This window comes from Pseudomonas sp. ADPe, assembly GCF_014843515.1.
GTDB classification, from domain to species: domain Bacteria; phylum Pseudomonadota; class Gammaproteobacteria; order Pseudomonadales; family Pseudomonadaceae; genus Pseudomonas; species Pseudomonas citronellolis.
In genome coordinates, this window is record NZ_CP062122.1 from 1811800 (window position 1) to 1837628 (window position 25829).

19 protein-coding genes and 1 pseudogene are annotated in these 25829 nt (G+C 70.0%); 8 read left to right on the plus strand and 12 right to left on the minus strand.

Annotated features, from left to right (window positions below; translation table 11 throughout):
• Positions 1 to 52: 52 nt before the first annotated feature.
• Positions 53 to 715 (minus strand): TetR/AcrR family transcriptional regulator, encoded by a 663-nt coding sequence (locus IG194_RS08220; protein ID WP_058487399.1) that lies wholly within the window; start codon positions 713 to 715, stop codon positions 53 to 55.
• A gap of 90 nt (positions 716 to 805) precedes the next feature.
• On the opposite strand from IG194_RS08220, the gene IG194_RS08225 reads away from it, so the two are divergent.
• Positions 806 to 1663, plus strand: a complete 858-nt coding sequence (locus IG194_RS08225; RefSeq protein WP_058487400.1) for a hypothetical protein — start codon at positions 806 to 808, stop codon at positions 1661 to 1663.
• 328 nt (positions 1664 to 1991) lie between these two features.
• Here IG194_RS08225 and IG194_RS08230 read toward each other — a convergent pair whose 3' ends face one another.
• Complete coding sequence (locus IG194_RS08230; protein ID WP_058487401.1) at positions 1992 to 4718, minus strand: LuxR C-terminal-related transcriptional regulator; 2727 nt, start codon at positions 4716 to 4718, stop codon at positions 1992 to 1994.
• Between the two features lie 647 nt (positions 4719 to 5365).
• Positions 5366 to 7261, minus strand: coding sequence for a propionyl-CoA synthetase (locus IG194_RS08235; protein WP_058489656.1), 1896 nt, complete (start codon positions 7259 to 7261; stop codon positions 5366 to 5368).
• A gap of 141 nt (positions 7262 to 7402) precedes the next feature.
• Here IG194_RS08235 and IG194_RS08240 point away from each other — a divergent pair.
• Together IG194_RS08240 and IG194_RS08245 are read left to right on the plus strand one after the other, a co-directional pair.
• A pseudogene (locus tag IG194_RS08240) lies at positions 7403 to 7543 on the plus strand (AraC family transcriptional regulator); the annotation flags it as partial.
• 91 nt (positions 7544 to 7634) lie between these two features.
• Positions 7635 to 7814 (plus strand): hypothetical protein, encoded by a 180-nt coding sequence (locus tag IG194_RS08245; RefSeq protein WP_009616018.1) that lies wholly within the window; start codon positions 7635 to 7637, stop codon positions 7812 to 7814.
• A gap of 6 nt (positions 7815 to 7820) precedes the next feature.
• Here IG194_RS08245 and IG194_RS08250 read toward each other — a convergent pair whose 3' ends face one another.
• From IG194_RS08250 to IG194_RS08260, 3 genes are all read right to left on the minus strand, one after another.
• Complete coding sequence (locus tag IG194_RS08250) at positions 7821 to 8996, minus strand: multidrug effflux MFS transporter (RefSeq protein ID WP_058487402.1); 1176 nt, start codon at positions 8994 to 8996, stop codon at positions 7821 to 7823.
• A 174-nt stretch (positions 8997 to 9170) separates the two neighbouring features.
• Complete coding sequence (locus IG194_RS08255) at positions 9171 to 12335, minus strand: efflux RND transporter permease subunit (protein WP_058487403.1); 3165 nt, start codon at positions 12333 to 12335, stop codon at positions 9171 to 9173.
• A gap of 13 nt (positions 12336 to 12348) precedes the next feature.
• Positions 12349 to 13533, minus strand: coding sequence for an efflux RND transporter periplasmic adaptor subunit (locus IG194_RS08260; protein WP_009616015.1), 1185 nt, complete (start codon positions 13531 to 13533; stop codon positions 12349 to 12351).
• A 148-nt stretch (positions 13534 to 13681) separates the two neighbouring features.
• Between IG194_RS08260 and IG194_RS08265 the strand changes: the two genes are divergently transcribed.
• Positions 13682 to 14335 carry a TetR family transcriptional regulator gene (locus IG194_RS08265; RefSeq protein WP_058487404.1) on the plus strand — a complete coding sequence of 218 codons (654 nt, stop codon included), beginning with the start codon at positions 13682 to 13684 and terminating at the stop codon, positions 14333 to 14335.
• Here the strand turns inward: IG194_RS08265 and IG194_RS08270 are convergent.
• Positions 14314 to 14511, minus strand: coding sequence for a heavy-metal-associated domain-containing protein (locus IG194_RS08270; protein WP_058487405.1), 198 nt, complete (start codon positions 14509 to 14511; stop codon positions 14314 to 14316). The two genes, IG194_RS08265 and IG194_RS08270, sit on opposite strands and share 22 nt — an antisense overlap.
• A gap of 152 nt (positions 14512 to 14663) precedes the next feature.
• On the opposite strand from IG194_RS08270, the gene IG194_RS08275 reads away from it, so the two are divergent.
• The 3 genes from IG194_RS08275 to cueR all read left to right on the plus strand — a co-directional run bounded on the left by IG194_RS08275 (position 14664) and on the right by cueR (position 17987).
• The gene (locus IG194_RS08275; protein WP_058487406.1) at positions 14664 to 15068 is read left to right on the plus strand and encodes a hypothetical protein; all 405 of its coding nucleotides are present in this window, start codon (positions 14664 to 14666) and stop codon (positions 15066 to 15068) included.
• A 107-nt stretch (positions 15069 to 15175) separates the two neighbouring features.
• Entirely contained in the window at positions 15176 to 17599 is a 2424-nt protein-coding gene (locus IG194_RS08280) for a heavy metal translocating P-type ATPase (RefSeq protein ID WP_058487407.1), read from the plus strand.
• Positions 17586 to 17987: a Cu(I)-responsive transcriptional regulator gene (cueR, locus tag IG194_RS08285; RefSeq protein WP_009616010.1), complete on the plus strand. Its 402-nt coding sequence runs from the start codon at positions 17586 to 17588 to the stop codon at positions 17985 to 17987. Before IG194_RS08280 ends, cueR begins: the two co-directional genes overlap by 14 nt.
• 561 nt (positions 17988 to 18548) lie before the next feature.
• Here cueR and IG194_RS08290 read toward each other — a convergent pair.
• The 5 genes from IG194_RS08290 to IG194_RS08310 all read right to left on the minus strand — a co-directional run bounded on the left by IG194_RS08290 (position 18549) and on the right by IG194_RS08310 (position 24617).
• Positions 18549 to 19439, minus strand: coding sequence for an EamA family transporter (locus tag IG194_RS08290; protein WP_058487408.1), 891 nt, complete (start codon positions 19437 to 19439; stop codon positions 18549 to 18551).
• A gap of 79 nt (positions 19440 to 19518) precedes the next feature.
• A complete protein-coding gene (locus IG194_RS08295; protein WP_058487409.1) occupies positions 19519 to 20070 on the minus strand; it encodes a nucleotidyltransferase family protein in 552 nt (183 codons plus the stop codon).
• On the minus strand, positions 20067 to 20960 hold the full coding sequence (locus tag IG194_RS08300; protein ID WP_009616007.1) for a PA4780 family RIO1-like protein kinase: 894 nt from the start codon (positions 20958 to 20960) through the stop codon (positions 20067 to 20069). Before IG194_RS08300 ends, IG194_RS08295 begins: the two co-directional genes overlap by 4 nt.
• A gap of 92 nt (positions 20961 to 21052) precedes the next feature.
• Positions 21053 to 22234 carry a two-component system response regulator gene (locus IG194_RS08305; RefSeq protein WP_043273188.1) on the minus strand — a complete coding sequence of 394 codons (1182 nt, stop codon included), beginning with the start codon at positions 22232 to 22234 and terminating at the stop codon, positions 21053 to 21055.
• A gap of 19 nt (positions 22235 to 22253) precedes the next feature.
• Positions 22254 to 24617 (minus strand): ATP-binding protein, encoded by a 2364-nt coding sequence (locus tag IG194_RS08310; RefSeq protein ID WP_058487410.1) that lies wholly within the window; start codon positions 24615 to 24617, stop codon positions 22254 to 22256.
• 122 nt (positions 24618 to 24739) lie between these two features.
• Between IG194_RS08310 and ada the strand changes: the two genes are divergently transcribed.
• The gene (gene ada / locus IG194_RS08315; protein WP_058487411.1) at positions 24740 to 25798 is read left to right on the plus strand and encodes a bifunctional DNA-binding transcriptional regulator/O6-methylguanine-DNA methyltransferase Ada; all 1059 of its coding nucleotides are present in this window, start codon (positions 24740 to 24742) and stop codon (positions 25796 to 25798) included.
• The last annotated feature ends 31 nt before the right edge of the window (positions 25799 to 25829 follow it).

The window sequence follows — 25829 nt, forward strand, 5'->3', positions numbered from 1 at the left end:
GTTGTTGTCGATGCCCGATCAGAGCACAGCGCCCCACCGCGTTGCGCCCAACCTAGGTAGTGCGCTTGCAGAGGCTGTCGACCAGCAGGTCGCCGAGCACCCGCTTGACCTCTTCCAGGTCGGGCCGCACGGCGCCGCCGAGCAGTTCGTGGGAGGCCGCCTCCAGGGCCCAGAGCAGCGCCTGGTAGGTCAGGGGCGCATGCTTGACGCCCTCGCCGACGAAACGTTCCTCCAGCAGCGCCTGCAACTCGTGCAGCGCCTGGCGGCGGTGCGCGGCCAGGGGTGAGTCGGAGCGTAACGCTTCCTCGTGCATCAGGCGGATGATCGGCCCCACCGCCTGGTGGTAGTCGAAGAAACGCGCGACCATGGCGCGCAGCCAGGCCTCGCTGCTGCCGGTGGCGGTGCGCATCTCGCGGAAGCGCATCAGCAGCAGCTGCACGGCGGTGCGGTAGATGCCCTCGAGCACGTCGAGCTTGCCGTCGAAGTACTTGTAGAAGGTGCGTCGCGAGACGCCGGCCGCCGCCAGCAGGTCGTTCACCGTGGTCTCGGCCAGGCCCTTGGCGACGAACACCGGGATGCTCGCCAGCTGGATGTTGGCGCGCTGCAGGTGGTTGACCAGCGGCCCCTCGCCGCTGCCCTCCTGGCGCGCCAGGGCGCCGTAGCCGCCGAGGTCCTCGAACACCGCCAGCACCGCGCCGGATTCCTGGATCGTCATGCCCCCTCCACCCAACCAAGGCGCGGGGTGACGCCGGCCCCGCCCGTCGCTAACCTAGGCCGACCGCTCCCGCGCAAGGAAAGCCCGTTCGTGCCGACCCTAACACGCCGCCTGCTGTGGCCGCTGGCCATCCTTTTGCTGGTCGTCTGCCGCCCCGCCGCAGCCGCCGGCAACGAGCTGTTCTACCTCGGCCAGCGCATCCCGGACATCCAGCGCACCTGGACCAGCGAGGACTACCAGCAACTGATCGACGCGCTGAAGAAGATCGAGGAAACCCAGGCCAACAGCCTGCCGCGGCGCAGCGGCGAATTTACCGGGCCGATCTACCAGCGCATGGTCAGCGAGGAGAACTTCCGCCCGCAGATGAACATCTACGCGCCGCTGGAGCTGCGCCAGAACGAGGCGCGCGAGGTGCTGTTCAAGCTCAAGGAGCTGATGCGCCTGTACTTCGACTTCCGCGCCGCCAAGCAGCCCTACGGCGCAGAAGCCCTGGGCCTGATGAGCTATTCGCTGCGCGAGCAGGCCATCCTGTTCAACCTGACGGTGGAATTCTGGATGACCCTGGCGCAGAGCGAGCAGCGCAACCCGGTGCGCCTGAAGGGCATGCAGGAAGCCAAGGCCGCGGCGGCGATGCTGACCAGCAGCGCCCTGGACTACCTGGACCTGACCGCCCAGTTCGAGCGCCAGGACCTGGTGCTGTACAGCGCCGAACTGGCCAAGCAGTTGCCGGAGCTGTTCATCCACCTGCCCGGCGAAACCCGCGGCCAGCTGCTGGCGCGGGTGCAGGCGTTCGCCGACAAGCATCCCTACCCGGAAGTGCGGGAGAACATGCGCGACCTGCTGCCGGTGCTGCAGGGCATCCAGGCCGACGTGCAGCGCCAGTTGGCCAAGCCGGCGAAGGGCGCGCCGGCGCCGAAGGCGCTGGATTTGAGTCCGCCGAAGGAATAAATAGCGCGGATCGCAGCTCTTCGTAGGAGCGAGCTTGCTCTCGAATGTGTTCTGCCGTTGGCTTCGGTGCTGGCCTTGAAGAGCGCCCTCTCCCTAACCCTCTCCCTGAAGGGAGAGGGGACCGTTCGGCGTGGTCTGGTTTTCCCGAGTCAGCCGGCAGGCGCGGTGGTTTCCGGCTAAAACTATTCCTTCTCTCGGCACGGTCTAGCCCCCTCTCCCTTCAGGGAGAGGGCTGGGGAGAGGGAACGGAGTCGATCCGAAACACAGCTGCTGCCGGTAAATCCCGTTCGCGAGCAAGCTCGCTCCTACGAAGAGCCAAGCAACCAAGCTAACGCAACAACCCCAACACCTTCGCCCGCGCCACCGCCTGGGTGCGCCTTTCCACCCCAAGCTTGTCATTGATGTGCCGCGCATGGCTCTTCACGGTATGCAGCGAGATGAACAGGCGCTCGCTGATTTCCTGGTTGGACAGGCCCTGGGCGATCAGTTCCAGCACCGCCAGCTCGCGGCCGCTGAGGCCGTCGGCGAGGGTGGCCGGGCGTTCCGCCTGGGCCGGCAGGCGTTGCAGCAGCAGGCGTTGCAATGGACAGGGCGCGCGCTGCTCCAGTTGCTCGCGCAGCCAGTCCGGCTCCTGGGCCAGCAGCTCCTGCAAGGGCAGCAGCGCCCCGCCGACGGCGCCTTGCAGGCAGGCGTCCAGCGCTTCGCGGGCCTCGCGTTCGCGGCCTTGCTGCAACAGCAGGCCAGCCAGTTGCGCCTGGGCCAGGCGCGCCGGCATCTGCGCCCCGGCCGGCTGAGCCGCGGCGATCAGCGTGCGCAGGCGGCGCTCGGCCTCGGCCGGGCGCTCCTCGCGGCGGGCCAGTTGCGCCTGCAGCAGTTCGATGTAGTACGGCAGTTGCGGGTGGCACTCCGGCGGCGTCGCCGGGTTGGCCCCCGAATAGGTTTCCCCCAGGCGCTCCAGCCAGGCCGAGGCCAGCTCCAGCTGGCCCTGGGCCAGCCACAGCTCGCATTTGACCAGGGTGATGACCGACAGGTAGTAGACCGGCGGCACGTCCCACACGTGCATCAGCCGCTCGGCCTCGGCCAGTTGGGCGAAGGCCTGGGTGTAGTTGCCCTGGCGCCCTTCCAGGCCGGCCAGCGCGCAGTAGCCGATTACCAGGCTGACGTCGCGGCAGGCGCGGGCCTCCTCGATGCCGGCGCGCAGTTTCTGGCGCGCCTCCTCGCCTTGCAGGCCCAGGCCGCGCAGGTAGCCCTGGTAGATCAGCAGCCGGCCGCGCACGGCGTAGCGCCGGTGCGCCGGTTGCCCGGCCAGGCGCGCCAGGCCCTGTTCCAGTTCCTCGCTGGCGCGCAGGACTTCGCCGCGGGCCTGCAGGCCGCGGGCGCGGTCGTAGTGCACCAGCGCTTCGAGCAAGGGGTTGCCGAAGCGCTGCGCCAGCTCCAGGGCCTCGCGGTTGAGGCCGCGGGCGCCCCAGGAGTCGCCGCGCACGATGGCCAGGTTGGCCAGGCTCGACAGGCACATCAGGCGCGGCCCGGAGCGCTCCATCGGGAGCTGCGCCAGGGCCTCGGCGCAATGCCGTTCGGCGCCTTCGATGTCGCCGCGGCCGCGGGCGATGATCCCGGCCAGGGCCTGCCACTGGGCCAGCAGGTCGGCCTGGGTAGCGGCGTCGGCGGCGGGCAGGAAGCGCGCCAGCTGGGCGCCCAGCTCCTCGGCGGCGTCCAGTTGGCAGGCCAGGGCCAGGGCCCAGCTGTACAGCACGATCAGCCGCGGCGTGCTGGCCAGCAGGCTGTCGGGCAGGTCCATCTTCCAGCGCAGCAGGGTGGCGACGTTCTGCTCGGCCAGCAGTTGTTCTTCCGACAGGCTCTGCACCAGGCTCGCCGCCACTTCCGGGTGGCCGGCGCGCAGGGCCTGGTCCACCGCCTCGTCGAGCAGCCCGCGGGAGCTGAACCAACGGCAGGCGCGCAGGTGCAGCGAGCCCGCCGAGGGGCCGTCGGCCGGCAGTTCGCGGGCCAGCAGCAGGTCGGAGAACAGGTGGTGGTAGCGGAACCACTGGCCCTGCTCGTCCAGCGGCACCAGGAACACCTGGTGCCGCTGCAGGTGGCGCAGGATGGCGGCGCTGTCGTGGCTGTCGCGCAGGGCGTCGCACAGTTCGCCGCAGAAGCGCTCGAAGCGCGCCGTCTGCAGCAGGAAGGCCTGGACCTCCGGCGGCTGCTTGTCGATCACCTCTTCCAGCAAATAGTCGCGGATCAGTTCCTCGGTGCCGTTCAGCGGCGCGTCGCAGCCCTGGCCGCCGAGGCCCTCGGGATGGGCCAGCAGCCACAGGCGCAGGCCGGCGATCCAGCCTTCGCTGCGTTCGATCAGGCGCTCGACCAGCGCCTCGCTGGCCGGGGTGCCGCTGGCCGAGACCAGCGCGGCGGTTTCCTCGGCGGTCAGGCGCAGGTCCTGCTCGCTGAGTTCCAGCAGCTGGCGCGACAGGCGCAGGCGCGCCAGGTGCCAGTCCGGGCGCTGGCGGCTGGTGACCAGCAGCACCAGGCCGGGCGGCTGGTGGTTGAGGAGGAATTGCAGGCAGCGGTCGAGCACCGCGCCCTGGGCCAGGTGGTAGTCGTCCAGCACCAGCAGCAGCGGCGCCTCGGCGGACAGGCGCTCGGCCAGTTCGTCGAGCAGTTCGTCGAGCCAGGCCTCGAAGGCGAACGGCTGGTGGCGCTGGCGCATCTTCAGCACCGCCATGGCGTCGTCGCCGAGGTTGGGCAGGTACAGGCGCAGCCCGTCGAGCAGGCGTTCGAGGAAGCGCCCCGGGTCGCTGTCCCGCGCGCTCAGGCCCAACCACAGGCTGCGCCAGTGCGGCGCCAGGGATTCGCAGAACTCGATGGCCAGGGAACTCTTGCCGAACCCGGCCGGGGCCGAGAGCAGCAGCAGGCGCCCGCCCAGGCCCGCGCCCATGCGCTGGCACAGCCGCGCGCGGCTGACGTAGCCGGCGGGCAGCGGCGGCCGATAGAAGCGGCTGCCGCCTGGCGGGCTGGCGTTCTCCGGCGGGAGTGGCAGAGTCGAGAAGTCGGTCATGCCCTGGCGCTTGCTCTAGTTCTTATGGGGGATCTTTCGTAGCCGAGCCTAGTAGCTCGACCGGGCTATTTGAAGCCGAATTTGTTACATAACCCGGCGTTTTGCCACTAAATAATTCAGCATTCTCAGATAAATACGACATATTCCGACGGAACATCCTCTTCTGTATCGGCAGGGGATTCCGTATTCACAGCCGGAATATCCGCCAATTATCGGAAAGGTAACGGGGTTCGCGGTTTTCGGGGCGTTGGGATGCCTATGGGCTGGCCCACGCCGAGGTGTTCCGTAGGATGGGTTGAGCCTGCGAAACCCATGCTGCCGTGGTGATGGGTATCGCTTCGCTCAACCCATCCTACGGGGCTCGTCCCCCTGTAGGAGCGCGTCCTGCGCGCGATTTCGCGGGCAGGGCCCGCTCCTACAATTCCAGGATGGCACGGGCGTAGGAGCGGACCTTGTCCGCGATGGCCGGGCATTCCGGCGCGGATCGCGGATGAGATCCGCTACGCTGCCCCACCTGCGCCGTTCCCCTGTAGGAGCGCGCCCTGCGCGCGATTTCGTGGGCAGGGCCCGCGAGGCCGATACATGGGCAAAAAAAGGGCCGCAACGCGGCCCTGGAGGAAAGCCGGCCCGCAGGCCGGCGCGTGGGTTCAGCTGGCCCGGGCTAGGCCCACGGCCTGCAGGCGGGCGGCGATTTCGTCGAGGATGGCCGGGTCGTCGATGGTGGACGGCGGCGCGTAGTCCTCGCCGTCGGCGATCTTGCGCAGCACGGCGCGGAGGATCTTGCCCGAGCGCGTCTTGGGCAGGCGCTTGACCACCACCGCGCGCTGGAAGCAGGCCAGCGCGCCGATGCGCTCGCGGACCAGCGCCACCAGTTCGCGCTGCAGCTGTTCCTCGGTGACGCGCGCGTCGTCCTTGAGCACCACCAGGCCCAGTGGCACGTGGCCCTTGAGCGGGTCCTGCACGGCGATCACCGCGCATTCGGCCACCGCGTCGTGCAGCGCCAGCAGCTCTTCCATCTCGCCGGTGGACAGGCGGTGGCCGGAGACGTTTATCACGTCGTCGGTGCGGCCCATGATGTGGACGAAGCCGTCCTCGTCGATGAAGCCGCCGTCGCCGGTGTGGTAGTAGCCGGGGAAGGCCCGCAGGTAGGCGCTGAGGTAGCGCGGGTGGTCGTTCCAGAGGGTCTGCGCGCAGCCGGGCGGCAGCGGCAGGCCGATGACGATCGAGCCGGTCTGCCCCGGCGCCAGCAGGCGCCCCTCCTCGTCCACCACCTGCACGTTGTAGCCGGGCACCGCCAGGTTGCTCGAACCGGCGCGCTGCTCCTGACAACCCAGCCCGGTGCAGGGCGCGGTCACCGGCCAGCCGGTCTCGGTCTGCCACCAGTGGTCGAACACCGGCTTGCCGGTCAGTTCCTCCAGCCACTGGTGGGTGCTGCTGTCGAGCTTCTCGCCGGCGAGGAACAGTTGGCGCAGCGAACCCAGGTCGTAGCGCTTGAGCAACTCGCCGTTGGGGTCTTCCTTGCGGATCGCGCGGATCGCCGTGGGCGCGCAGAACAGCGCGTTGACCTGGTGTTCCTCGATCACCCGCCAGTAGCTGCCGGCGTCCGGCGTGCGCACCGGCTTGCCCTCGTAGAACAGCGTGGTGCAGCCGTTCATCAGCGGACCGTAGACGATCAACGAGTGGCCGACCACCCAGCCGACGTCGGAGATGCCCCACCAGACGTCGCCCGGCTGCATGCCGAAGATGGTCGGCAGCGTGTAGTGCAGGGCCACCGCGTGGCCGCCGTTGTCGCGCACTATGCCCTTGGGCTTACCGGTGGTGCCGGAGGTGTACATGATGTACAGCGGGTCGCCGCTGGCCACCTCCACCGGGTCGGCCGGCTCGGCGTGGGCCACCGTCTCGCGCCAGTCGAGGTCGCGCCCGGCGTGCAGCTCGGCCATCGCCTGCGGGCGCTGCCAGACCAGCACCTGGGCCGGCTGGTGCAGAGCCAGCTCCAGAGCCTTGTCCACCAGCGGCTTGTATTCGATGACGCGTTCGAACTCCAGGCCGCAGGAGGCGGTAAGGATCAGCTTGGGCCTGGCGTCGTCGATGCGCAGCGCCAGCTCGTAGGGGGCGAAGCCGCCGAACACCACCGAGTGCACCGCGCCGATGCGCGCGCAGGCCAGCATGGCCATGGCCGCCTGGGGCACCATCGGCATGTAGATGATCACCCCGTCGCCCTTGCCCACGCCCAGGGCGCGCAGGGCGCCGGCCAGGCGCGCCACTTCGTCGCGCAGCTCGCGGAAGCTGTAGCGCTGCTGCACGCCGGTGACCGGGGAGTCGTAGATCAGCGCCGCCTGCTCGCCGCGGCCCAGGGCGATCTGCCGGTCCAGGGCCAGGTAGCAGCTGTTCAGGCGGCCGTCGGCGAACCAGCGGTGGCTGCCGTCGGGGAGAGTTTCGAGGATGTTGCGCGGGCGCTGGTACCAGGCCACGGCCTCGGCCTGTTCGGCCCAGAAGGCGGCAGGGTCCGCAATGGAGCGGGCATGGGATTGCCGGTAATTCATCATCTGACCCTCTGAATTGTTTTTATCGAGGTCGAATAACGAGTATGGACAGGCCGCGGGGAGCCGCCATCAACCTTTGGTCGTAAGCCGGCGGCGCCTTCCCGGGAGACCGCGCCCCGCGGCCGAACCGGCTGCCCTGGCAGCGGGCACAGCTTCGCCCAGGTCAGCGAGGCCCTGGGGTATGACGATAGCTATTATTTTTCAAGACTTTTCAGCAAGGTCATGGGGCTGTCGCCCAGCGCCTACCGCGTCCGCCTGGGCGAGGGCCGCGGCGGCGCCTGAGGACCCCGGCGCCGATTGTCGAGTCGCCCCGGACAGCGCGGCTGGCGGAACTACACTCAGCTTCCCCCAACACAGACACGGGTGTCGCGCCATGCACATACTCGTTCGTCCGTCGGCCGGCGCCCAGGGCAAGCGCTGGCAGGTCTGCCTCGATCAGTTCGCCGTGGACTTCCGCAACGAGCAGGAGGCGCGGCACTTCGTCAGCACCCTGGAGGCCCGCCTGCGCGCGCCCCACGCGCTGCCGCGCACGGAGCAGCCACTGACCGGCTGAAGCGCCTCAGACGCTGCGCTCGCTGATCTGCCCCGTGTACCAGCCCAGCAGCGCCGCGCAGCCGCCGCAGGTCGTGATCACCAGCGCCATGGGCAGCGCGCTGCCGTCGTGCAGCACCCCGACCAGCGCCGAGGCAGCCGCCGCCACCGTGAACTGCAGGCTGCCCATCAGCGCCGAGGCGCTGCCGGCGTGGCTGCCCTGCCCGGCCATGGCGCAGGCCGAGGAGTTGGGCAGCAGGAAGCCCAGGCTGGCGATGGCGCCGAACAACGGCAGCAGCAGCGGCCACAGGTGTTCCGGGCGGTACAGGGTGACCGCCAGCAGCGCCAGGCCGCAGAAGAAGTACACCCACACCGCGCGGCGCAGCCAGAACCCCGGCCCGCGGTAGCGCAGCAGCCGCGCGTTGACCTGGGCCATGAGGATGAAGCCGGCGGCGTTGCTGCCGAAGATCCAGCCGTAGTGTTCCGCCGGCACCTGGTAGAGCTGGATGAACACGAAGGGCGAGCCGGCGATGTAGGCGAACATCCCGGCGATGGCCACGCCGCCGGTCAGCGCGTAGCAGAGGAAGGCGCGCTCGCCCAGCAGCCGGCGGTATTCCCCCAGGGCGCCGGACAGCGGCGGCCGCGGGCCGGCGGGGATGGTCTCGGGCAGCCACAGGGCGATGGCGCTGCCGGCCACGGCGCTGAACGCCACCAGGCAGAGAAAGATCGACTGCCAGCCGAACAGCCCCAGCAGCGCGCCGCCGCCCAGGGGCGCGAGGATCGGCGCCAGGCCCATCACCAGCATCAGCTGCGAGAAGGCCTTGGCCGCCGCCACCGCATCGCACAGGTCGCGCACCACCGCCCGCGAGATGACCATGCCGGCGCAGCCGCCCAGGGCCTGGACGAAGCGCGCGCCGATCAGCCAGTGCAGGTCCGGCGCGAAGGCGCAGGCCAGCGAGGCCGCGGTGAAGATGATCACCCCCAGCAGCAGCGGCAGGCGCCGGCCGTAGCGGTCGGCCAGCGGGCCGTAGAGCAGCTGGCCGATGGCCAGGCCGGCGAAGTAGGCCGACAGGCTCAGCTGGATGTGCTCGACGTCGGTGCCGAAGGCCGCGGCCAGCGCCGGGAAGCTGGGCAGGTAGAAGTCGATGGCCATGGGGCCGAAGGCGCTCAGCGCGCCGAGGATCAGCAGGATGCGAAAGGTCATGGAACACCGTTGGCCCCGTCGCCTGACGGGGCCTGGAAAGATTCGGGCAAGAATTGCAAGCAGGCTAACGAAACGCCGGCAAGCATATCAATTCGCCGGCCCCGGGGCAGGGCCGGAAGAGGAAATTTGCGAGTTGGCTTCAGGCGCCGGCCAGGCGGCCGGCGCCCGTGCCCGTCAGTGCCCCGGCCCCTCCCCCCGGGCCGCTTCGGCAGCCGGCTGGGCCTTGGTCTTGCGCTTGCCCAGGCGTTCGGCGGCCGATTCCACCAGCATGTAGAACATCGGGATGAGGAAGGTCGCCAGCACGGTGGCCGCGAGCATGCCGCCGATCACCCCGGTGCCGATCGAATGGCGGCTGGCCGAGCCGGCGCCGCTGCTGATGGCCAGCGGCACCACGCCGAGGATGAACGCCAGGGAGGTCATGACGATCGGCCGGAAGCGCAGCTTGGCCGCCTCCAGCGCCGCCTGCAGCGGGCTCAGCCCCTGCTCCTCGCGGACCATCACGGCGAACTCGATGATCAGGATGGCGTTCTTCGCCGCCAGGCCGATCAGCGTCACCAGGCCGACCTGGAAGTACACGTCGTTGCTCAGCCCGCGCAGCCAGATGGCGAGGATGGCGCCGAACACCGCGAAGGGCACCGCGGTGACCACCGCCAGCGGCAGGGTCCAGCGCTCGTACTGGGCGGCGAGGATGAGGAACACCAGGATCAGGCCGAAGACGAACGCGGTGCTGCCCGAGCCCTGGGTCTCCAGCTCCTGGTAGGCCGAGCCGATCCAGGTGAGGAAGTAGCTGTCGCCGAGGGTCTGGTCGGCCACCTCCTGCATCGCCGCCAGGGCCTGGCCGGAGCTGTAGCCCGGCGCCGGGCCGCCGAGCAGCTTGGCCGCGGGGAACACGTTGAAGCGCGCGTAGGAATCCGGGCCGAGGGTGCGCTGCACGCTGACCAGGGCCGACAGCGGCACCAGGTCGCCGCTGGAGGAGCGCACGTACACCTGGGTCAGGTCCTCGGGCTTGCGGCGGAAGTCCGACTCGGACTGCAGGTTGACCTTCCAGGTCCGCCCGTAGAGGGTGAAGTCGTTGACGTAGTAGGCGCCGAAGGTCGCCTGCATGGCGGTGAACACATCGTTGATGGCTACCCCCAGCGAACGCGCCTTGGTGCGGTCGAGGTTGATGAAGTACTGCGGCACGTTGGCGTTGAAGGTGCTGGTCACCCCGGCCAGTTCCGGGCGCTTGGCCGCCGCCGCCATGAACTTCTGCACCATCTGTTCGAGCTGCGCGGAGGTGCCGCCGCTACGGTCCTGGATGTACGCCTCGAAGCCGCCGGTGGTGCTCATGCCGGTGATCGGCGGCGGGTTGAAGCTCATCACCACGCCATCCTGCTGCCTGGCGCCCATGGCCATGAAGGTGCGCGTGAGGTTGCGCGCGTCCAGCTCGGGGGTCTCGCGCTCCTTCCAGTCCTTGAGGGTGACGAAGGACACCCCGGCGCTGGTGGTGTTGGCGTTGGTGAGGATGTTCAGGCCGGCGAAGGTCAGCACGTCCTGCACCGCCGGGTGCTTCTCCAGCTGCTGCGAGACGGCGTCGGTGAGCGCCTCGGTGCGCGACAGCGAGGCCGCCGGCGGCAGCATGTAGGCGTTGATCACGTAGCCCTGGTCCTCGTCGGGCACCAGCGAGCCGGGCACCCGGCCGAACAGCACGAGCATCAGCGCGATCATCCCGCCGAACACCAGCAGGCCGATGAGCACGCGCTTGAGGAAGAACTGCACGCCGGCGCCATAGGCCGAGGTGGCCGCGTCGAACATCCGGTTGAACCAGCGGAACGGCGCCGGCGGCTCCTTGTGCTCGGGCTTGAGGATCAGCGCGCAGAGCGCCGGCGAGAGGGTCAGCGCGACTATCCCGGAGATCACCACCGAGACCGCGATGGTGATCGCGAACTGCTGGTACATCTGCCCGGCCAGGCCGCCGAGGAAGCCCACGGGGACGAACACCGCGCAAAGCACCAGGACGATGGCGACGATCGGCCCGGTCACCTCCTCCATGGCCTTGATCGCCGCCTCCCGCGGCGGCAGCTTCTCGGTGCGCATCACCCGCTCGACGTTCTCCAGCACCACGATGGCGTCGTCCACCACGATGCCGATGGCCAGCACCATGCCGAACAGCGTCAGCAGGTTGATGGAGAAGCCCAGCAGGTACATGCCGGCGAAGGTGCCGACCAGCGACACCGGGATGGCCAGCACCGGGATCAGCGTGGCGCGCAGGTTCTGCAGGAAGATGTAGACCACCAGCATCACCAGCACCAGGGCCTCGAAGAAGGTGTGCACCACCTCCTCGATGGACACCTTGACGAAGGTGGTGGTGTCGTAGGGGATCTTGTAGACGACGCCTTCGGGGAAGCGCTTGGCCAGCCGCTCCATGGTGGTTTCCACGGCCTCGGCGGTGTCCAGGGCGTTGGCCCCCGGCTGCAGGTAGACGCCGAAGGAAGCGTTGAGCCGCCCGTTCAGCGTGGTCTTCATCGAGTAGTCCTGGGCGCCCAGCTCGATGCGCGCGACGTCCTTCAGGCGCAGGCTGGCGCCGGTGCTGTCGGTGCGCAGGATGACGCCCTCGAACTCCTTCGGGTCGGTGAAGCGGCCCTGGGTGCTCACCGTGTAGGTGAAGTCCTGCGGGGTGTTCAGCGGCTCCTTGCCGAAGTTGCCGGCGGCGAACTGCGAGTTCTGCTCGCGGATGGCGTCGACCACGTCGCTGGGGGTGAGGTTATACTGCGCCAGCTTGTCCGGGCGCAGCCAGATGCGCATGGCGTAGTCCTTGGAGCCGAACTGAGTGACGTCGCCCACGCCGGGGAGGCGCTTAAGCTCGTCGATGACGTTGATCAGCGCGTAGTTGCTGATGAACACCGGGTCGCGCGAGCCGTCCGGGGAGAACAGCGTCACCACCTGGAGGATGTCGGCGGACTTCTTCTGCACCTTCACGCCCTGCCGGCGCACTTCTTCCGGCAGCTTGGCCAGGGCGGCCTGGACCTTGTTGTTGACGTTGATGGTGGCCTGGTCCGGGTCGGTGCCGACCTTGAAGTACACGGTCAGGCTCATGGCGCCGCTGCTGTCGGAGTTGGACAGCTGGTAGATCATGCCCTCGACGCCGTTGATCTCCTGTTCCAGCGGCGCCGCCACGGTCTCGGCGATGACCTGCGAACTGGCGCCGGGGTAGGAGGCGGTCACCGAGACCTGCGGCGGCAGGATCTCCGGGTACTGCGCCACCGGCAGCGCGCGCAGGGCCGCCAGGCCCGCGAGCAGGATGACGATGGAGATCACCATGGCGAACACGGGGCGGTCGATGAAGAAGCGCGAGATCACGATGGCCGCTCCTTCAGGACTGGGCTGGCTGGGCGGGGGCCTGCTGCGCCGGCGCGGCCGGCGCCTCGACGGCCTTCACCGGCTGGTCCGGGCGGACCTTGGGCAGGCCGTCGACGATCACCCTGTCGCCGTCGTCGACGCCGGAATCGACTATCCAGCGCTGGTTGACCACCTGCGAGGTGGTCACCTGGCGCACGCGGGCGAAGCCATCCTTGTCCACCACGTAGACGAAGGTGCCGCGCGGCCCCTGGGCCAGGGCGCGCTCGGGCACGGTCACCGCGGCCTTGCGGACGATGCCGGTGACCACCACGCGGACGAACTGGCCGGGGATCAGGTGGGTTTCCGGGTTGGGCACCACGGCGCGGGCGTTGATGGTGCCGGTGCCGGTGTTGACGAAGCTGTCGGTGAAGTCCACCACGCCGTCGATGGGGTAGCGGCTGCCGTCGCCGAAGAAGATCTGCGCGTTCAGCTTGCCGTGCTCGGGCAGCACCAGGCGGCCCTGCTGCACGCCCTCGCGCAGGCGCGCGGCCTCGGTGTCGGAATAGGCGAAGTTGACGTAGATGGGGTCGAGCTGGGTCAGCTCGGTGAGCAGGCTGGTGTTGGGGTCGCTGGCGGTGACCAGGCTGCCCTCGGAGCGCGTCTCCTTGCTGGCCATGCCGGAGATCGGCGCCTTGACCGTGGTGTAGTCCAGGTCGATCTGCTTGGCGTCGACGTTGGCCTTGGCTGCCTCGACATCGGCCTTGGCCTGCTCGTAGTCGGAGGTGTAGCGGTCCAGCTCGCTGGCGCTGGCGAAGCCCTTGCGCTGCAGCTCGCGGATGCGCTTGAGGTCGCGGTCGGTCTGGCGGTAGCGCGCCTGGGCCTGGGCCAGCGCGCCCTTGGCCTGGCCGAGGGCGGCCTGGTAGGGGCGCGGGTCGATCTGGAACAGCACCTGGCCCTGCTTCACCGGCCGGCCTTCCTCGTAGGTGCGTTTCTGCAGGATGCCGCTGACCTGGGCGCGCACCTCCACCTCGCGGTAGCCGGCCGCCCGCGCCGAATACTCGAGGTTCAGCGGCAGGCTGGCGCTCCTGGCCACTTCCACCGTGACCTCCGGGGCCGGTGGCGCCGCGCTCCCCTCGTCCGCCAGGGCCGGCAGGACAGACTGCGCGGCGACCAGGGCACACAGGGTCAGGGCGGCGGGCAAGCGCGGGGTGAACGGCATAGAACCTCTCCATGGAAAATGTCGGCTAAGACGATTCGGCACGCTATCGGGGGAAATCTGCCATCCGCCAGTAACTCACGGTTCCCGCTCGAAATTTCAGTAAACTGCGGAAATACCAGTGAGCCTAGCCCGTGTAGCAAACCGCGCCATGAGAAGAACTAAAGAAGATTCGGAACGAACCCGCCAGACGATCCTCGACTCGGCGGAGGCGCTGTTCCTGGAAAACGGCGTTTCCAGCACCAGCCTCGAGGAGATCGCCCGCAACGCCGGGGTCACCCGCGGGGCGGTGTACTGGCACTTCGAGAACAAGGCCCACCTGTTCAACGAACTGCTCAACCAGGTGCGCCTGCCGCCGGAGCAACTGGCCTTGCGCTTGTCCGGCTGCGACGGGGTGGACCCGCTGCAGTCGCTGTTCGACCTGTGCGTGGAAGTGGTGCACAGCCTGGCGCAGAACGCGCAGAAGCGCCGCGTGCTGACCATCCTGATGCAGCGCTGCGAGTTCACCGAGGAACTGCGCGAGGCGATCCTCCGCCACAACGCCTTCATCCGCCAGTTCATCGACCTTTGCGAGCAGCTCTTCGCCCGCGACAAATGCCGGGTGCGGCTGCTGCCCGGGGTGACGCCGAAGACCGCCTCGCGGGCGGTCCACGGCCTGATCCACGGGCTGATCAACGACTGGCTGCGCGACCCGCAGCTGTTCGACCCGCTACAGGACGCCGAAGCGCTGCTCGAGCCGCTGTTCCGCGGCCTGATCCGCGACTGGAGCCAGGCCGGCGCGGCTCAGGCCAGCGCGGCCTCGTAGCCCTCCTCGCGGATCGCCGCCAGCACCTCTTCGCTCGCCAGGCGGCTGGCCACCCGCACCTCGCCGCCGGCCAGGTCCACCTGGACCTCGGCGGCGCCGTCGCGGGCCTGGATCGCCTGGGTGATGGCCCGCACGCAGTGGCCGCAGGACATGCCTTTCACGCTGAACGCTTGCATGGTCGAACTCCTCGGGTTCGCTTGACGATGGGCGCAGTGTCGACCTTGCCACCGTGGCAAGGTCAAGCCCCCTGCGGCGCCACGCCGCGGGCTTGCCCCCGGCGCCGCCCTCGGCCAAGCTCTGCGCATCCGAGCCCTACCGGGAGCCCCCCATGCACCGCCTGCTCCGCGCCCTGCCCTGCCTGCTCTGGCCCGCCCTGGCCCTGGCCGCCGACCCGCCGACGGTGCAGGCCTGGCCGCAGCAGGAGCCGCCGCCGCCCGGCTATGCCGTGCTCAACATCAGCCGCCAGGGCCTGCAGAGCGGCAGCGCCTGCGACATCGACCTCTACGTGCGCGGCGAACTGCTGGCGCGCCTGCAGCCCGAGGGCACGGTGGCGCTGAACCTGTCCCCCGGCGAGGTGCCCATCCGCCTCGCCGTCTCCGCCACCGGCGCCTGCCGCGACGGCATGCAGCAACTGCAGGCGCAGACCCTGCGCCTGCGCGCCGGGGAGATCCGCAGCTACCGTATCGGCTACCGCGAAGGCGGGCTGTTCCTGACGCCGGTCAACGATCCCTGAGCGAGGGCTTGACCTTGCCCTCGTGGCAAGGTTCATCCTCGCAGCATCGTCGGATCGTGACCGCCGCGCCCGCAGTAAGCGGGCGGCGGACATCAGGAGGATCGTCCATGAACAGCCCCATCGAGCTCGACCTGCCGGTGACCGGCATGACCTGCGCATCCTGCGTCGGCCGCGTCGAACGCGCCCTGAAGAAGGTGCCCGGGGTGCTCGCGGCCAGCGTCAACCTGGCCAGCGAGCAGGCGCGGGTGAGCGTCGACTCGCCCGAACAGCTGCCGGCCCTGGTGGCCGCGGTGGAGAACGCTGGCTACCAGGTACCCAGCCACAGCCTGGAGCTGGCCATCGACGGCATGACCTGCGCCAGTTGCGTGGGCCGCGTCGAGCGCGCGCTGAAGAAGGTCCCCGGGGTACGCGAGGCCAGCGTCAACCTGGCCAGCGAGCGCGCCCGCCTGGACCTGCTCGGCCCGGTGGACCCGGCCACCCTCATCGCCGCGGTGGACAGGGCCGGCTACCACGCCCGCCTGCTGCAGGCCGAGCGCCCGGCCGAGGACCCGGCCCTGACGCGCCTGGCCCGCGAGCGCTGGTTCCTGCTGGCGGCCATCGTCCTGGCCGTGCCCCTGGTGCTGCCGATGTTCGCCGAATGGGCCGGGCTGCACTGGATGCTGCCGGCCTGGGTGCAGTTCGCCCTGGCCACCCCGGTGCAATTCATCATCGGCGCGCGCTTCTATGTCTCGGCGTGGAAGGCGGTGCGCGCCCGCAGCGGCAACATGGACCTGCTGGTGGCCCTGGGCACCAGCGCCGGCTATGGCCTGAGCCTGTACCTGTGGCTGAGCGCCGCCCCCGGCGCCATGCCGCACCTTTATTTCGAGGCCAGCGCCGTGGTGATCGCCCTGATCCTCCTCGGCAAGTACCTGGAAAGCCGCGCCAAGCGCCAGACCGCCACGGCCATTCGCGCCCTGGAGGCGCTACGCCCGGAACGCGCCACGCGCATCCGCGACGGCCACGAGGAAGACGTCGCCATCGCCGAGCTGAGCCTGGGCGACGAACTGCTGGTGCGCCCCGGCGAGCGCTTCCCGGTGGACGGCAAGGTGCTCGACGGCCGCAGCCACGCCGACGAGGCGCTGATCACCGGGGAAAGCCTGCCGGTGCCCAAGGCCCCGGGCGACAAGGTGACCGGCGGGGCCATCAACGGCGAGGGCCTGCTGACCATCCGCGCCACCGCCCTGGGCGGGGAAACCGTGCTGGCGCGCATCATCCGCCTGGTGGAAGACGCCCAGGCGGCCAAGGCGCCGATCCAGAAGCTGGTGGACAAGGTCAGCAACGTCTTCGTCCCGGTAGTGATCGGCATCGCCCTGGTCACCCTGGCCGGCTGGCTGCTGGCCGGCGCCGGCGTGGAAACCGCGTTGATCAACGCGGTGGCCGTGCTGGTCATCGCCTGTCCCTGCGCCCTGGGCCTGGCCACGCCGACGGCGATCATGGCCGGCACCGGCGTGGCCGCACGCCACGGCATCCTGATCAAGGACGCCGAGGCCCTGGAAGTGGCCCACGCGGTGAGCGCCGTGGCCTTCGACAAGACCGGCACCCTCACCTCGGGCACGCCCAGCCTGGTCCACTTCGCCGTGGCCGAAGGCGAGCCCGACGCAGCCCTGGCCCTGGCCGGCGCCCTGCAGCGCGGAAGCGAGCATCCGCTGGCCAAGGCGGTGCTCGGCGCCTGCGCCGAGCAGCACCTGCGCGTGCCCATCGTGAGCCACAGCCAGGCCCTGGCCGGGCGCGGCATCCAGGGTCAGGTCGGCGAGCGCCTGCTGGCCCTGGGCAACCGCCGCCTGCTCGACGAACAGGGCCTGGCCGCCGGCGAACTGCAGGACAAGGCCACGGAATGGGAAGGCCAGGGCCGCACCCTGTCCTGGCTGCTGGAACTGCAGCCGCAGCCGCGCCTGCTCGGCCTGTTCGCCTTCGGCGACAGCCTCAAGCCCGGCGCCGCCGAGGCGGTACGGGCATTGCGCGAGCGCGGCATCGGCAGCCACCTGATCACCGGCGACAACCGCGGCAGCGCGCGGGTGGTGGCCGAGGCGCTGGGCCTGGACGACGTCCATGCCGAAGTGCTGCCGGCGGACAAGGCCGCGGTGGTGGCGCAACTCAAGAGCGGCGGCAAGGTGGTGGCGATGGTCGGCGACGGCATCAACGACGCCCCGGCGCTGGCCGCGGCGGACGTCGGCATCGCCATGGGCGGCGGCACCGACGTGGCCATGCACGCCGCCGGCATCACCCTGATGCGCGGCGACCCGCGGCTGGTCCCCGAAGCCCTGGACATCGCCCGGCGCACCTACGCGAAAATCCGCCAGAACCTGTTCTGGGCCTTCATCTACAACCTGGTCGGCGTGCCCCTGGCCGCCTTCGGCCTGCTCAACCCGATGGTCGCCGGCGCCGCCATGGCCGCCTCCAGCGTCAGCGTGGTGAGCAACGCCCTGCTGCTCAAGCGCTGGAAACCGGCGCACGACGCCAACGCAAAGGGAGACGGCGATGAACATCGGTGAAGCGGCGAAGAAGAGCGGTCTGTCGGCGAAGATGATCCGCTACTACGAATCCATCGGCCTGCTCGCCCCGGCCGGCCGCAGCGCCAGCGGCTACCGCCACTACAGCGAGCAGGACCTGCACCGCCTGGCCTTCATCCGCCGCTCGCGGGACTTCGGCTTCTCCCTGGAAGAAGTCGGCCGCCTGCTAGCCCTCTGGCAGGACCGCCAGCGCGCCAGCGCCGACGTCAAGGCCCTGACCGGCCAGCACATCGCCGAACTGGAACGCAAGATCGCCGAACTCAGCGCCCTGCGCGACACCCTGCAGGAACTCCACGACCACTGCCAGGGCGACCACCGCCCGGACTGCCCGATCCTCAAGGACCTGGAGTCGGGGAGTTGTTGTCATTGAAGTCCCTCTGCTGTCCCAACGGCCTTGCCGGCTGCGCCGAGGTGCTCTTCGTAGGATGGGTTGAGCTTGCGAAACCCATGCGGTCGCGGCGATGGGTATCGCTTCGCTCAACCCATCCTACGACGGCGTTCCTCCTATGGTTGATCGGCGGTAGGGCGTATAACCGTTCGCGGTTATACGCCGCCATCCTGAACTCCATGGCCATCCGATCGGCGGATAACGCTTCGCGTTATTCGCCCTACGTCCACATGAAGCACAGCATTTCCCCGTAGGAGCGAGCTTGCTCGCGAACGGTGTTTACCGGCAGCAGCTGTGTTTCGGATTGACTCCGCTCCCTCTCCCCAGCCCTCTCCCTGAAGGGAGAGGGGGCTAGGCCGTGCCGAGAGCAGGCATGGTTTCAGCCGGAAACCACCGCGCTTGCCGGCTGACTCGGGAAAACCAGATCGCACCGAACGGTCCCCTCTCCCTTCAGGGAGAGGGTTAGGGAGAGGGCGCTCTTCAGGGCCAGCACCAGAGCAACCTCACCACACCATCACCATAAGGCCTGGCCCTGAACCAAGGTCAGCCACGCACCTGCGCCACCACCCCACGCCGCCACAGCGACGCCGGCAGCACCGTCACCGCCAGCCCCACGAAGACCAGCGCGCAGGCCAGCCAGTCCTGGGCGGTGAGTCGTTCGCCCAGCAGCAGCCAGCCGGACAGCAGGCCGGAGACCGGCACCGCCAGGGCGAAGGGGGTGACCTGGCTGGCCGGGTAGCGGCGCAGCAGGAAGCTCCACAGGCCGAAGCCCACGGTGGTGGCGAGGAAGGCGATGTACAGCAGCGCGCCCATGCCTTCCCAGCTGATGCCGGTCAGCGCCGTCGAGATGGCTTGCGGGCCTTCGAAAATCCACGACAGGACCAGCAGCGGCAACGGCGGGATCAGGCTCACCCAGCTGATCAGGCGCAGCATGTCGCTGGCCCCGGAGCGCTTGGTGGCGATGTTGGAGAAGGCCCAGGCCAGGGCCGCGGCCATCACCAGGGCGAAGGCCAGCAGGCTGTCGCCCAGGGGGCGTTCCAGGCCGATCAGCAGCAGGCCGCCGGCGGCCAGGGCGAGGCCGGCCAGGGCGCGGGCGCTGGGGCGTTCGCCGAGGAAGGCGGCGGCGATCAGCACGGTGAAGAACACCTGGCTCTGCAGCACCAGGGACGACAGGCCGGCGGGCATGCCCAGGTGCATACCGACGAACAGCAGGCCGAACTTGACCACCCCCAGCAGCACGCCGATCTGCACGATGCGCCAGAACGGCGCCGGCAGCGGCCCGCGCAGGAATACCAGCGGCAGCGCCGCCAGGGCAAAGCGCAGGGCGCAGAACAGCAGCGGCGGGAAGTCGTGCAGGCCGACCTTGATGATGACGAAGTTGACGCCCCAGATCAGCGTGACCAGCAGGGCGAGGAGGACGTGCGGCAAGGGCATGGCGGTGCTTCCGGGTGGGATCGGGCCACGCTAGCAGGGCCGCGGCGGGCTGTATGTACACAGTTGCCGCGCAAATGCATCAGGACAGTTCGATGCGCAACTGCGGCCAGCGCCGCGTCCAGTCCTTGCCCCGCAGGCGCTGGCGGTAGACCTCGGGCTTGCCGCGGAAATGCTCGGTGGGGCGAACGCGCAGTTCGAACAGGTCGTCCAGGCCCAGCGGCGCCAGCAGCTCCAGGCCCTGGTCGGCGAGGCGCACCGCCACCGCGGTGCAGACTTCCGGCCAGTGGCGCATGGCGTCGGCGACGTCCGCATAGGGCGCATCGCCGTTGCGCAGGTGCATGCGCGCCTGGTTGCGCACCGACCAGGGCGCCTGCGGGCAGGCCCGGGCCAGGCGTCGCTCGAAGGCTGCGTCGGCCTCGGCCTGCAGGCAGCGGGCGTCGAAGTACAGCACGTCCACGTCCGCCAGCGGGCCGGGCGCAAGTCCGTGCAGGTGGTCCCAGACGGTGTTGCGCACGACGCCGGCGCCGATCCAGGCGCCGGGCGGGCCGTAGTCGCGCAGGGCGCGCAGCAGGCCCAGGCGTTGCGGACAGGCGGCGAGCAGCGCGATCAGGCGCGCCGCCTGCGGGCTCACTGCAGCCACGGCGGCGGTGGCGGCTCCTCGGCGCGCGGCGGGCCATCCTGCTCGGCGCGGGCCGCCTCGCGGCGCTCCTGCTCGCGCAGGGCGGCGGCGATCTCGCGCATCACCGCATCGACGTCGGCTTCCTCTTCCGGCTCGTCGAAGTGGCCGGTCAGCGGGGTGTCCGGCTGCAGCTTGCCGTCTTCGAACAGCGCCCACATTTCCTTGGCGTAGCGGGTGTCCTTGAGCTCCGGGGCGAACTGGCCGAAGTAGGCGGCCATGTTGCCGACGTCGCGTTCGAGCATGCGGAAGGCATGGTTGTTGGCCGCCGCGTCCACCGCCTGGGGCAGGTCGATGATCACCGGGCCGTCGGGGCCGAGCAGCACGTTGAACTCCGAGAGGTCGCCGTGCACCAGCCCGGCGCAGAGCATCATGACGATCTGGCGGATGAGGAAATCGTGGTACTCGCGCGCCTGCTCCGGCTCCAGCACCACGTCGTTGAGGCGCGGCGCGGCCTCGCCGTATTCGTCGGCGACCATTTCCATCAGCAGCACGCCATCGAGGAAGTCGTAGGGCTTGGGCACCCGCACCCCGGCGTTGGCCAGGCGGAACAGCGCCGCCACCTCGGCGTTCTGCCAGGCCTCCTCCTGCTCGCGCCGGCCGTAGCGCGAGCCCTTGGCCATGGCCCGGGCCTGGCGGCTATTGCGCACCTTGCGGCCCTCCTGGTATTCCGCGGCCTGGCGGAAACTGCGTTTGTTGGCCTCCTTGTAGACCTTGGCGCAGCGCAGCTGCTCGCCGCAGCGCACCACGTAGACCGCCGCTTCCTTGCCGCTCATCAGCGGGCGTATGACTTCGTCAACCAGGCCGTCCTCGATCAGCGGCTCTATGCGTTTGGGTGTCTTCATCAGGCTCCGTCGTCGTTCTTGTCCGGCCCAAGCGGCCGCAGCCGCTCCTTATACGACATGCGCCGGGTGACGCCCAGCACCGACCGCCGGAATCATGGTGGCGTCGTGGTCATTTCGATGCTTTCGCCCAGGGCGTCGGCCATGCGCTCGATCTCGCTGCCCAGGGCCTGGGCGTCGTCGGCGTAGCGGATGGCGATGGCGGCGAAGCCGTCGGCGACCTCGGCGAAGGCCTCCACCACCTGCGGGTCGAAGTGGCTGCCGCTGGCGGCGAGGATCTGCTGGCGGGCCTCATCCGGCGACAAGGTCGCGTGGTAGGGATGGCGGCTGGTCAGCTCGTCGTAGCAGTCGATCAGCGCCAGCAACCGTGCCGACAGCGGAATCTGCTCGCCGCGCAGGCCCCGCGGGTAGCCGCTGCCGTCCCAGCGTTCGTGGTGGCCGTAGGCGATTTCCTTGGCGTAGCGCAGGAATTCCGCCGGGCTGCCCAGGCGGCGTTCGGCGGCGGCCAGGGCGTCATGGCCGATGCGCGTGTGGCTCTGCATCAGCAACTGGTCCTCGGGACTGAGCTGGCCGGGGTTGAGCAGCACGCGGTCGGGCACCGCCACCTTGCCGATGTCATGCAGCTGCGCCGAGCGCGCCAGCAGTTCGATCTGCTCCAGGTCCAGGCCGCCGGCCTCGCCTTCGCGCCGGGCCAGGGCGTCGGCGAGCAGGCGCATGTACTGCTCGATGCGCAGCAGGTGGCGGCTGTGCGGGTTGTCGCGCAGGTCGCAGAGGGTGGCCATGGCCTCCAGGGTGGCGTCCTGGGCGGCCTGCAGTTCGCGGCTGCGGCGGCGCACTTCCAGCTCCAGGTATTCGCTCTTGTCGCGCAGGAAGTCGGCGTTGGCCTTGAGCTTGAGGTGCGCGCGGATGCGCGCCAGGGTCACCGGCGGGCTGATCGGCTTGGTGATGTAGTCCACCGCGCCCAGGTCCAGGCCGCGCTGCTCGTCGGCGGTGCTGACCATGCCGGTGAGGAAGATCACCGGGATCTCGGCGGTCAGCGGGTCGGCCTTGAGCTGGCGGCAGACTTCGTAGCCGTCCATCTCCGGCATCATGATGTCGAGCAGCACCAGGTCCGGCCGCGGCTCGCTGGCGGCCAGGCGCAGGGCCTTGGCGCCGCTGCCGGCGACGCGCACCTGGTACTGGCCCATGAGCAGCTCGCTCATGAGCATGAGGTTGTCCGGTTGGTCGTCGACCACCAGGATCACTTCCTGGTCCGGTCGGTCCAGCATGCTGTCCAAGGTTCCACCCCTCTTGCGCTCAGATGCGGATGTCGCGCTCGCGCGACAACACCAGCAGTTTTTCCAGGGCCCGCTCGAACTCGAAGCGACGGATGCTCGCCGCGACTTCGTCGTACCCGTCATTGAAGATACTGCGCAGCAGGCCCGCGCGCTCGCCCACCAGTCGTCCGGCGCGCGGGTCGTCGGCGGCCAGCAGGTGCGCCAGGCGGCGCACCACCTGCTCGGCCTGCTGGCGCTCGGCCGCCGGCAGTTCGACCGCCGGCTGCCCCGCCGGTTCTGGCGCCTCCAGCAGCGGCGGCGCCGTCGAGGGGGAGCGCAGGATGCGCGACAGGTCGATGGGCCGCGCGTCCTCCACGTGGCCCAGGGGCAGGCGGCACCAGAACAGGCTGCCCCTGTCCGGCTCGCTTTCCACCCCGACCTCGCCGCCCATGGCCTCGGCCAGGCGCTTGCAGATCGCCAGCCCCAGACCGGAGCCGCCGTAGCGCCGGGTGATGGAGTTGTCGGCCTGGCGGAAGGACTCGAACAGGCGTTCCTGCTGCGCCGGGCTGATGCCGATGCCGGTGTCGCGCAGGCCGAAGTACAGCCAGTCCTCGTCGCCGGCCTGCATGTCCAGGCGCACCTCCAGCGCCAGGGAGCCGTGCTCGGTGAACTTGAGCGCGTTGTTGCCGTAGTTCATCAGAATCTGCCGCAGGCGCAGCGAGTCGCCCAGCAGGTGCGAGGGCAGCCGCGGGTCGATGTGACATTCCAGGCTCAGGCCCTTGCCCGCGGCGCGGATCGCCAGCAGGTCGACCAGCTCGCCGAGCAGGCGCTCCAGGTCGAAGTCCAGGTGCTCGAACTCCAGGCGCCCGGCCTCCACCTTGGACAGGTCGAGGATGTCGCTGATCAGCTCCAGCAGGTACTGGCCCGAGCCCTGGATCTTGCCCAGGTAGTCGCGCTGCTGCGGGTCCAGGGCGGTCTGTTCGAGCAGGTGCGCCAGGCCGATGATGATGTTCAGCGGGGTGCGGATCTCGTGGCTGACGTTGGCCAGGAACTCGCTCTTCAGCCGCGCCGCCTGCTCGGCCAGGTCGCGGGCCTGGGCCAGGGCTTCCTCGGTGGCCTTGCGCGCGGTGATGTCGCGGCTCACCCCGACCAGCCCGAGCAGCGCGCCGTGGTCGTCGTGGAAGGCGCTGCGCAGGGTGTCGAACAGCACCCGCCGGCCATCCGGGTAGACCACCCAGCCCTCGCTGGCGAACGGCTGGCTGGCCGACAGCGCCTGGCGGTCGCGCTCGCCGCGGCCGGCGCTGGCGGCGTCGCTGAACAGTTGGGCGTCGCTGCGCCCGATCACGTCCTCGGCCGGCAGCCCCAGGCATTCGGCGAAGGCGTGGTTGGCGCCCAGGTAGCGGCCTTCGGTGTCCTTGAACCAGATGGGGTCGGGGATGGCGTTGATCAGCGCCAGCAGGGTGCGCCGCTGGCGGTGCTCCTCGGCCTCGGCGCGGGCGCGCTCGGCCACCTGGATCTGCAGGCGGCGGTTCCAGACCAGGACGAAGGCGAGCAGGGCGAAGAAGCCCGCCACGTAGGGCCAGGCCGCCTGCAGCAGCTGCATCCAGTCGAAGGCGTCGATCTGCGGCAGCCAGCGCTGGCGGATGCGCTCCTGCTCGCCGTCGTCGATGCTGGCCAGGGCGCGGTCCAGCAGCGGCACCAGGGGCGCCAGCTCGCGGCGCACGGCGAAGCGCACCTGGCTGTTGTCCAGGCCGCTGTCGCCGCGCACCTCCAGGTTGCTCAGGTTGAGCTGGCCGATCAGGTAGTTGGTCGAGATGAGATTGCCCACGTAGGCGTCGGCGCGCCCGGAAGCCACGGCCTTGAGGGCTTCGGCGGTGTCGTCGACGATGACGAAGGCCACCCCCGGCACCGCCGTGCGCAGCAGGTCGTGTACGGCGAAGTCGCGCTCCACGGCCACGCGCTTGCCGGAGAGGTCGTCCAGCACCCGCACATTGCTGTCGCGGCGGGCGAAGATCAGGCTGCTGGTGCTCAGGTAGGGCTGGCTGAAGGCGAGGAAGCGCTCGCGCTCGGGCGAGCGCGCCACGGTCGGCAGCAGGTCGACCTCGCCCTTGCGCGCCGCTTCGATCACCTGCGCCCAGTCGTCGAAGGTCTGCGTCTGCAACTGCAGGCCCAGGCGCTGGGCGACCTGGTTCAGGTAGTCGGCGCTGATGCCCTGGAACCCGCCCTGGGCGTCGACCATCTCGAACGGCGGCCAGCCATCGCGGGAAATGCCCACCCGCAGCGTCGGGTGGGCCTCCAGCCAGCTGCGTTCGTGGCCGCTGAGCGCCAGTTCCGCGCCCCACAGCGGTGGGCACAGCAGGAAGCAGAGCAGCAGGCAATGGCTAAGGAGTCGGCGGCAGGGCATGGCGGGCTCTCGACGGACCTCCTGCAAGCGTAGCCGGCAGTTTGAAAAGCGATTACGGATTGCCCGCCCGCCGGGCGACGCCGACAATTTCCCCATGTACCCGGTCCTCCCTGGAGAGCGCCATGCCCCCACTTCCCGATGACGAACGCTGCTGGCAGGCGGTCTGCGAGCGTGACGCCGGCTTCGACCAGCGTTTCGTGTTTTCCGTTCGCTCCACCGGCGTCTATTGCCGGCCGAGCTGCCCGGCGCGGCGGCCAAGCCGCGCCAACGTGCGCTTCCACGCCGACGCGGCGGCCGCCGAGGCCGCGGGCTTCCGCCCGTGCAAGCGCTGCACGCCCGACGGCGAGAGCCCGGCGCAGCGCCTGGACGCCCTGGTCGTCGCCGCCTGCCAGTTGCTGGAGCAGGCCGAGCGCCCGTTGACCATGGACGAACTGGCCGCGCGCATCGGCCTCTCGGCCTCGCACCTGGCCCGCGCCTTCAAGGCGCGTACCGGCCTGACGCCGCGGGCCTGGGCCGAGGCCCGCCGCCAGCAGCGCCTGGCCGCCGCCCTGCCGCAGGCGCGTTCGGTGCTCGATGCCGCCCTGGAGGCGGGCTATTCCGGCACCCGCGCGCTCTACGAGGCGCCCACCGCGCTGAGCCCGGCGCAACGCCGGCAGAAAGGCGCCGGCACCCGGCTGCGCTATGCCATCGCCCCCTGTCCGCTCGGCCAGGTGCTGCTGGCCGCCAGCCCGCGGGGCGTCTGCGCCCTGCTGTTCGGCGACGCGCCGGAGCAGTTGGAGGCGGAACTCCGCCAACGCTTCGCCGCCGCCGAGTTGCAGCGCGACGACGCCGGCCTGGGCGACTGGCTGGGCCGGGTGCTGCGCCAGCTGGAGCAGCCCGAACGCGCCGCCGGCCTGCCCCTGGACCTGCACGGCAGCGCCTTCCAGCTGCGCGTCTGGCGCGCCCTGTCGCAGATTCCCAGCGGGCAGACGCGGCGCTACGGCGAACTGGCCGAGCAGTTGCACAGCCATCCCCGGGCCATCGCCCGCGCCTGCGCCAGCAACCCGGTGGGGCTGCTGGTGCCCTGCCACCGGGTGGTGGCCGCCGACGGCGGCAGCGGCGGCTACCGCTGGGGCCTGGAGCGCAAGCGCGAGCTGCTGCGCCGCGAGGACCAGGCGGCGCAGCAGGACGAACCGGCCTGAGCTGCCTCCGATCGGCCAGGCCCATGGCAGA

Coding starts and splice junctions, on each gene's coding strand:
- IG194_RS08290 (WP_058487408.1), bottom strand. CDS start 19,439: ATGCCCTTGCCGCACGTCCTCCTCGCCCTGCTGGTCACGCTGATCTGG.
- IG194_RS08235 (WP_058489656.1), bottom strand. CDS start 7,261: ATGAATTACCGGCAATCCCATGCCCGCTCCATTGCGGACCCTGCCGCC.
- IG194_RS08250 (WP_058487402.1), bottom strand. CDS start 8,996: ATGACCTTTCGCATCCTGCTGATCCTCGGCGCGCTGAGCGCCTTCGGC.
- ada (WP_058487411.1), top strand. CDS start 24,740: ATGCCCCCACTTCCCGATGACGAACGCTGCTGGCAGGCGGTCTGCGAG.
- IG194_RS08220 (WP_058487399.1), bottom strand. CDS start 715: ATGACGATCCAGGAATCCGGCGCGGTGCTGGCGGTGTTCGAGGACCTC.
- IG194_RS08260 (WP_009616015.1), bottom strand. CDS start 13,533: ATGCCGTTCACCCCGCGCTTGCCCGCCGCCCTGACCCTGTGTGCCCTG.
- IG194_RS08270 (WP_058487405.1), bottom strand. CDS start 14,511: ATGCAAGCGTTCAGCGTGAAAGGCATGTCCTGCGGCCACTGCGTGCGG.
- IG194_RS08280 (WP_058487407.1), top strand. CDS start 15,176: ATGAACAGCCCCATCGAGCTCGACCTGCCGGTGACCGGCATGACCTGC.
- IG194_RS08300 (WP_009616007.1), bottom strand. CDS start 20,960: ATGAAGACACCCAAACGCATAGAGCCGCTGATCGAGGACGGCCTGGTT.
- IG194_RS08265 (WP_058487404.1), top strand. CDS start 13,682: ATGAGAAGAACTAAAGAAGATTCGGAACGAACCCGCCAGACGATCCTC.
- IG194_RS08275 (WP_058487406.1), top strand. CDS start 14,664: ATGCACCGCCTGCTCCGCGCCCTGCCCTGCCTGCTCTGGCCCGCCCTG.
- IG194_RS08310 (WP_058487410.1), bottom strand. CDS start 24,617: ATGCCCTGCCGCCGACTCCTTAGCCATTGCCTGCTGCTCTGCTTCCTG.
- IG194_RS08245 (WP_009616018.1), top strand. CDS start 7,635: ATGCACATACTCGTTCGTCCGTCGGCCGGCGCCCAGGGCAAGCGCTGG.
- cueR (WP_009616010.1), top strand. CDS start 17,586: ATGAACATCGGTGAAGCGGCGAAGAAGAGCGGTCTGTCGGCGAAGATG.
- IG194_RS08230 (WP_058487401.1), bottom strand. CDS start 4,718: ATGACCGACTTCTCGACTCTGCCACTCCCGCCGGAGAACGCCAGCCCG.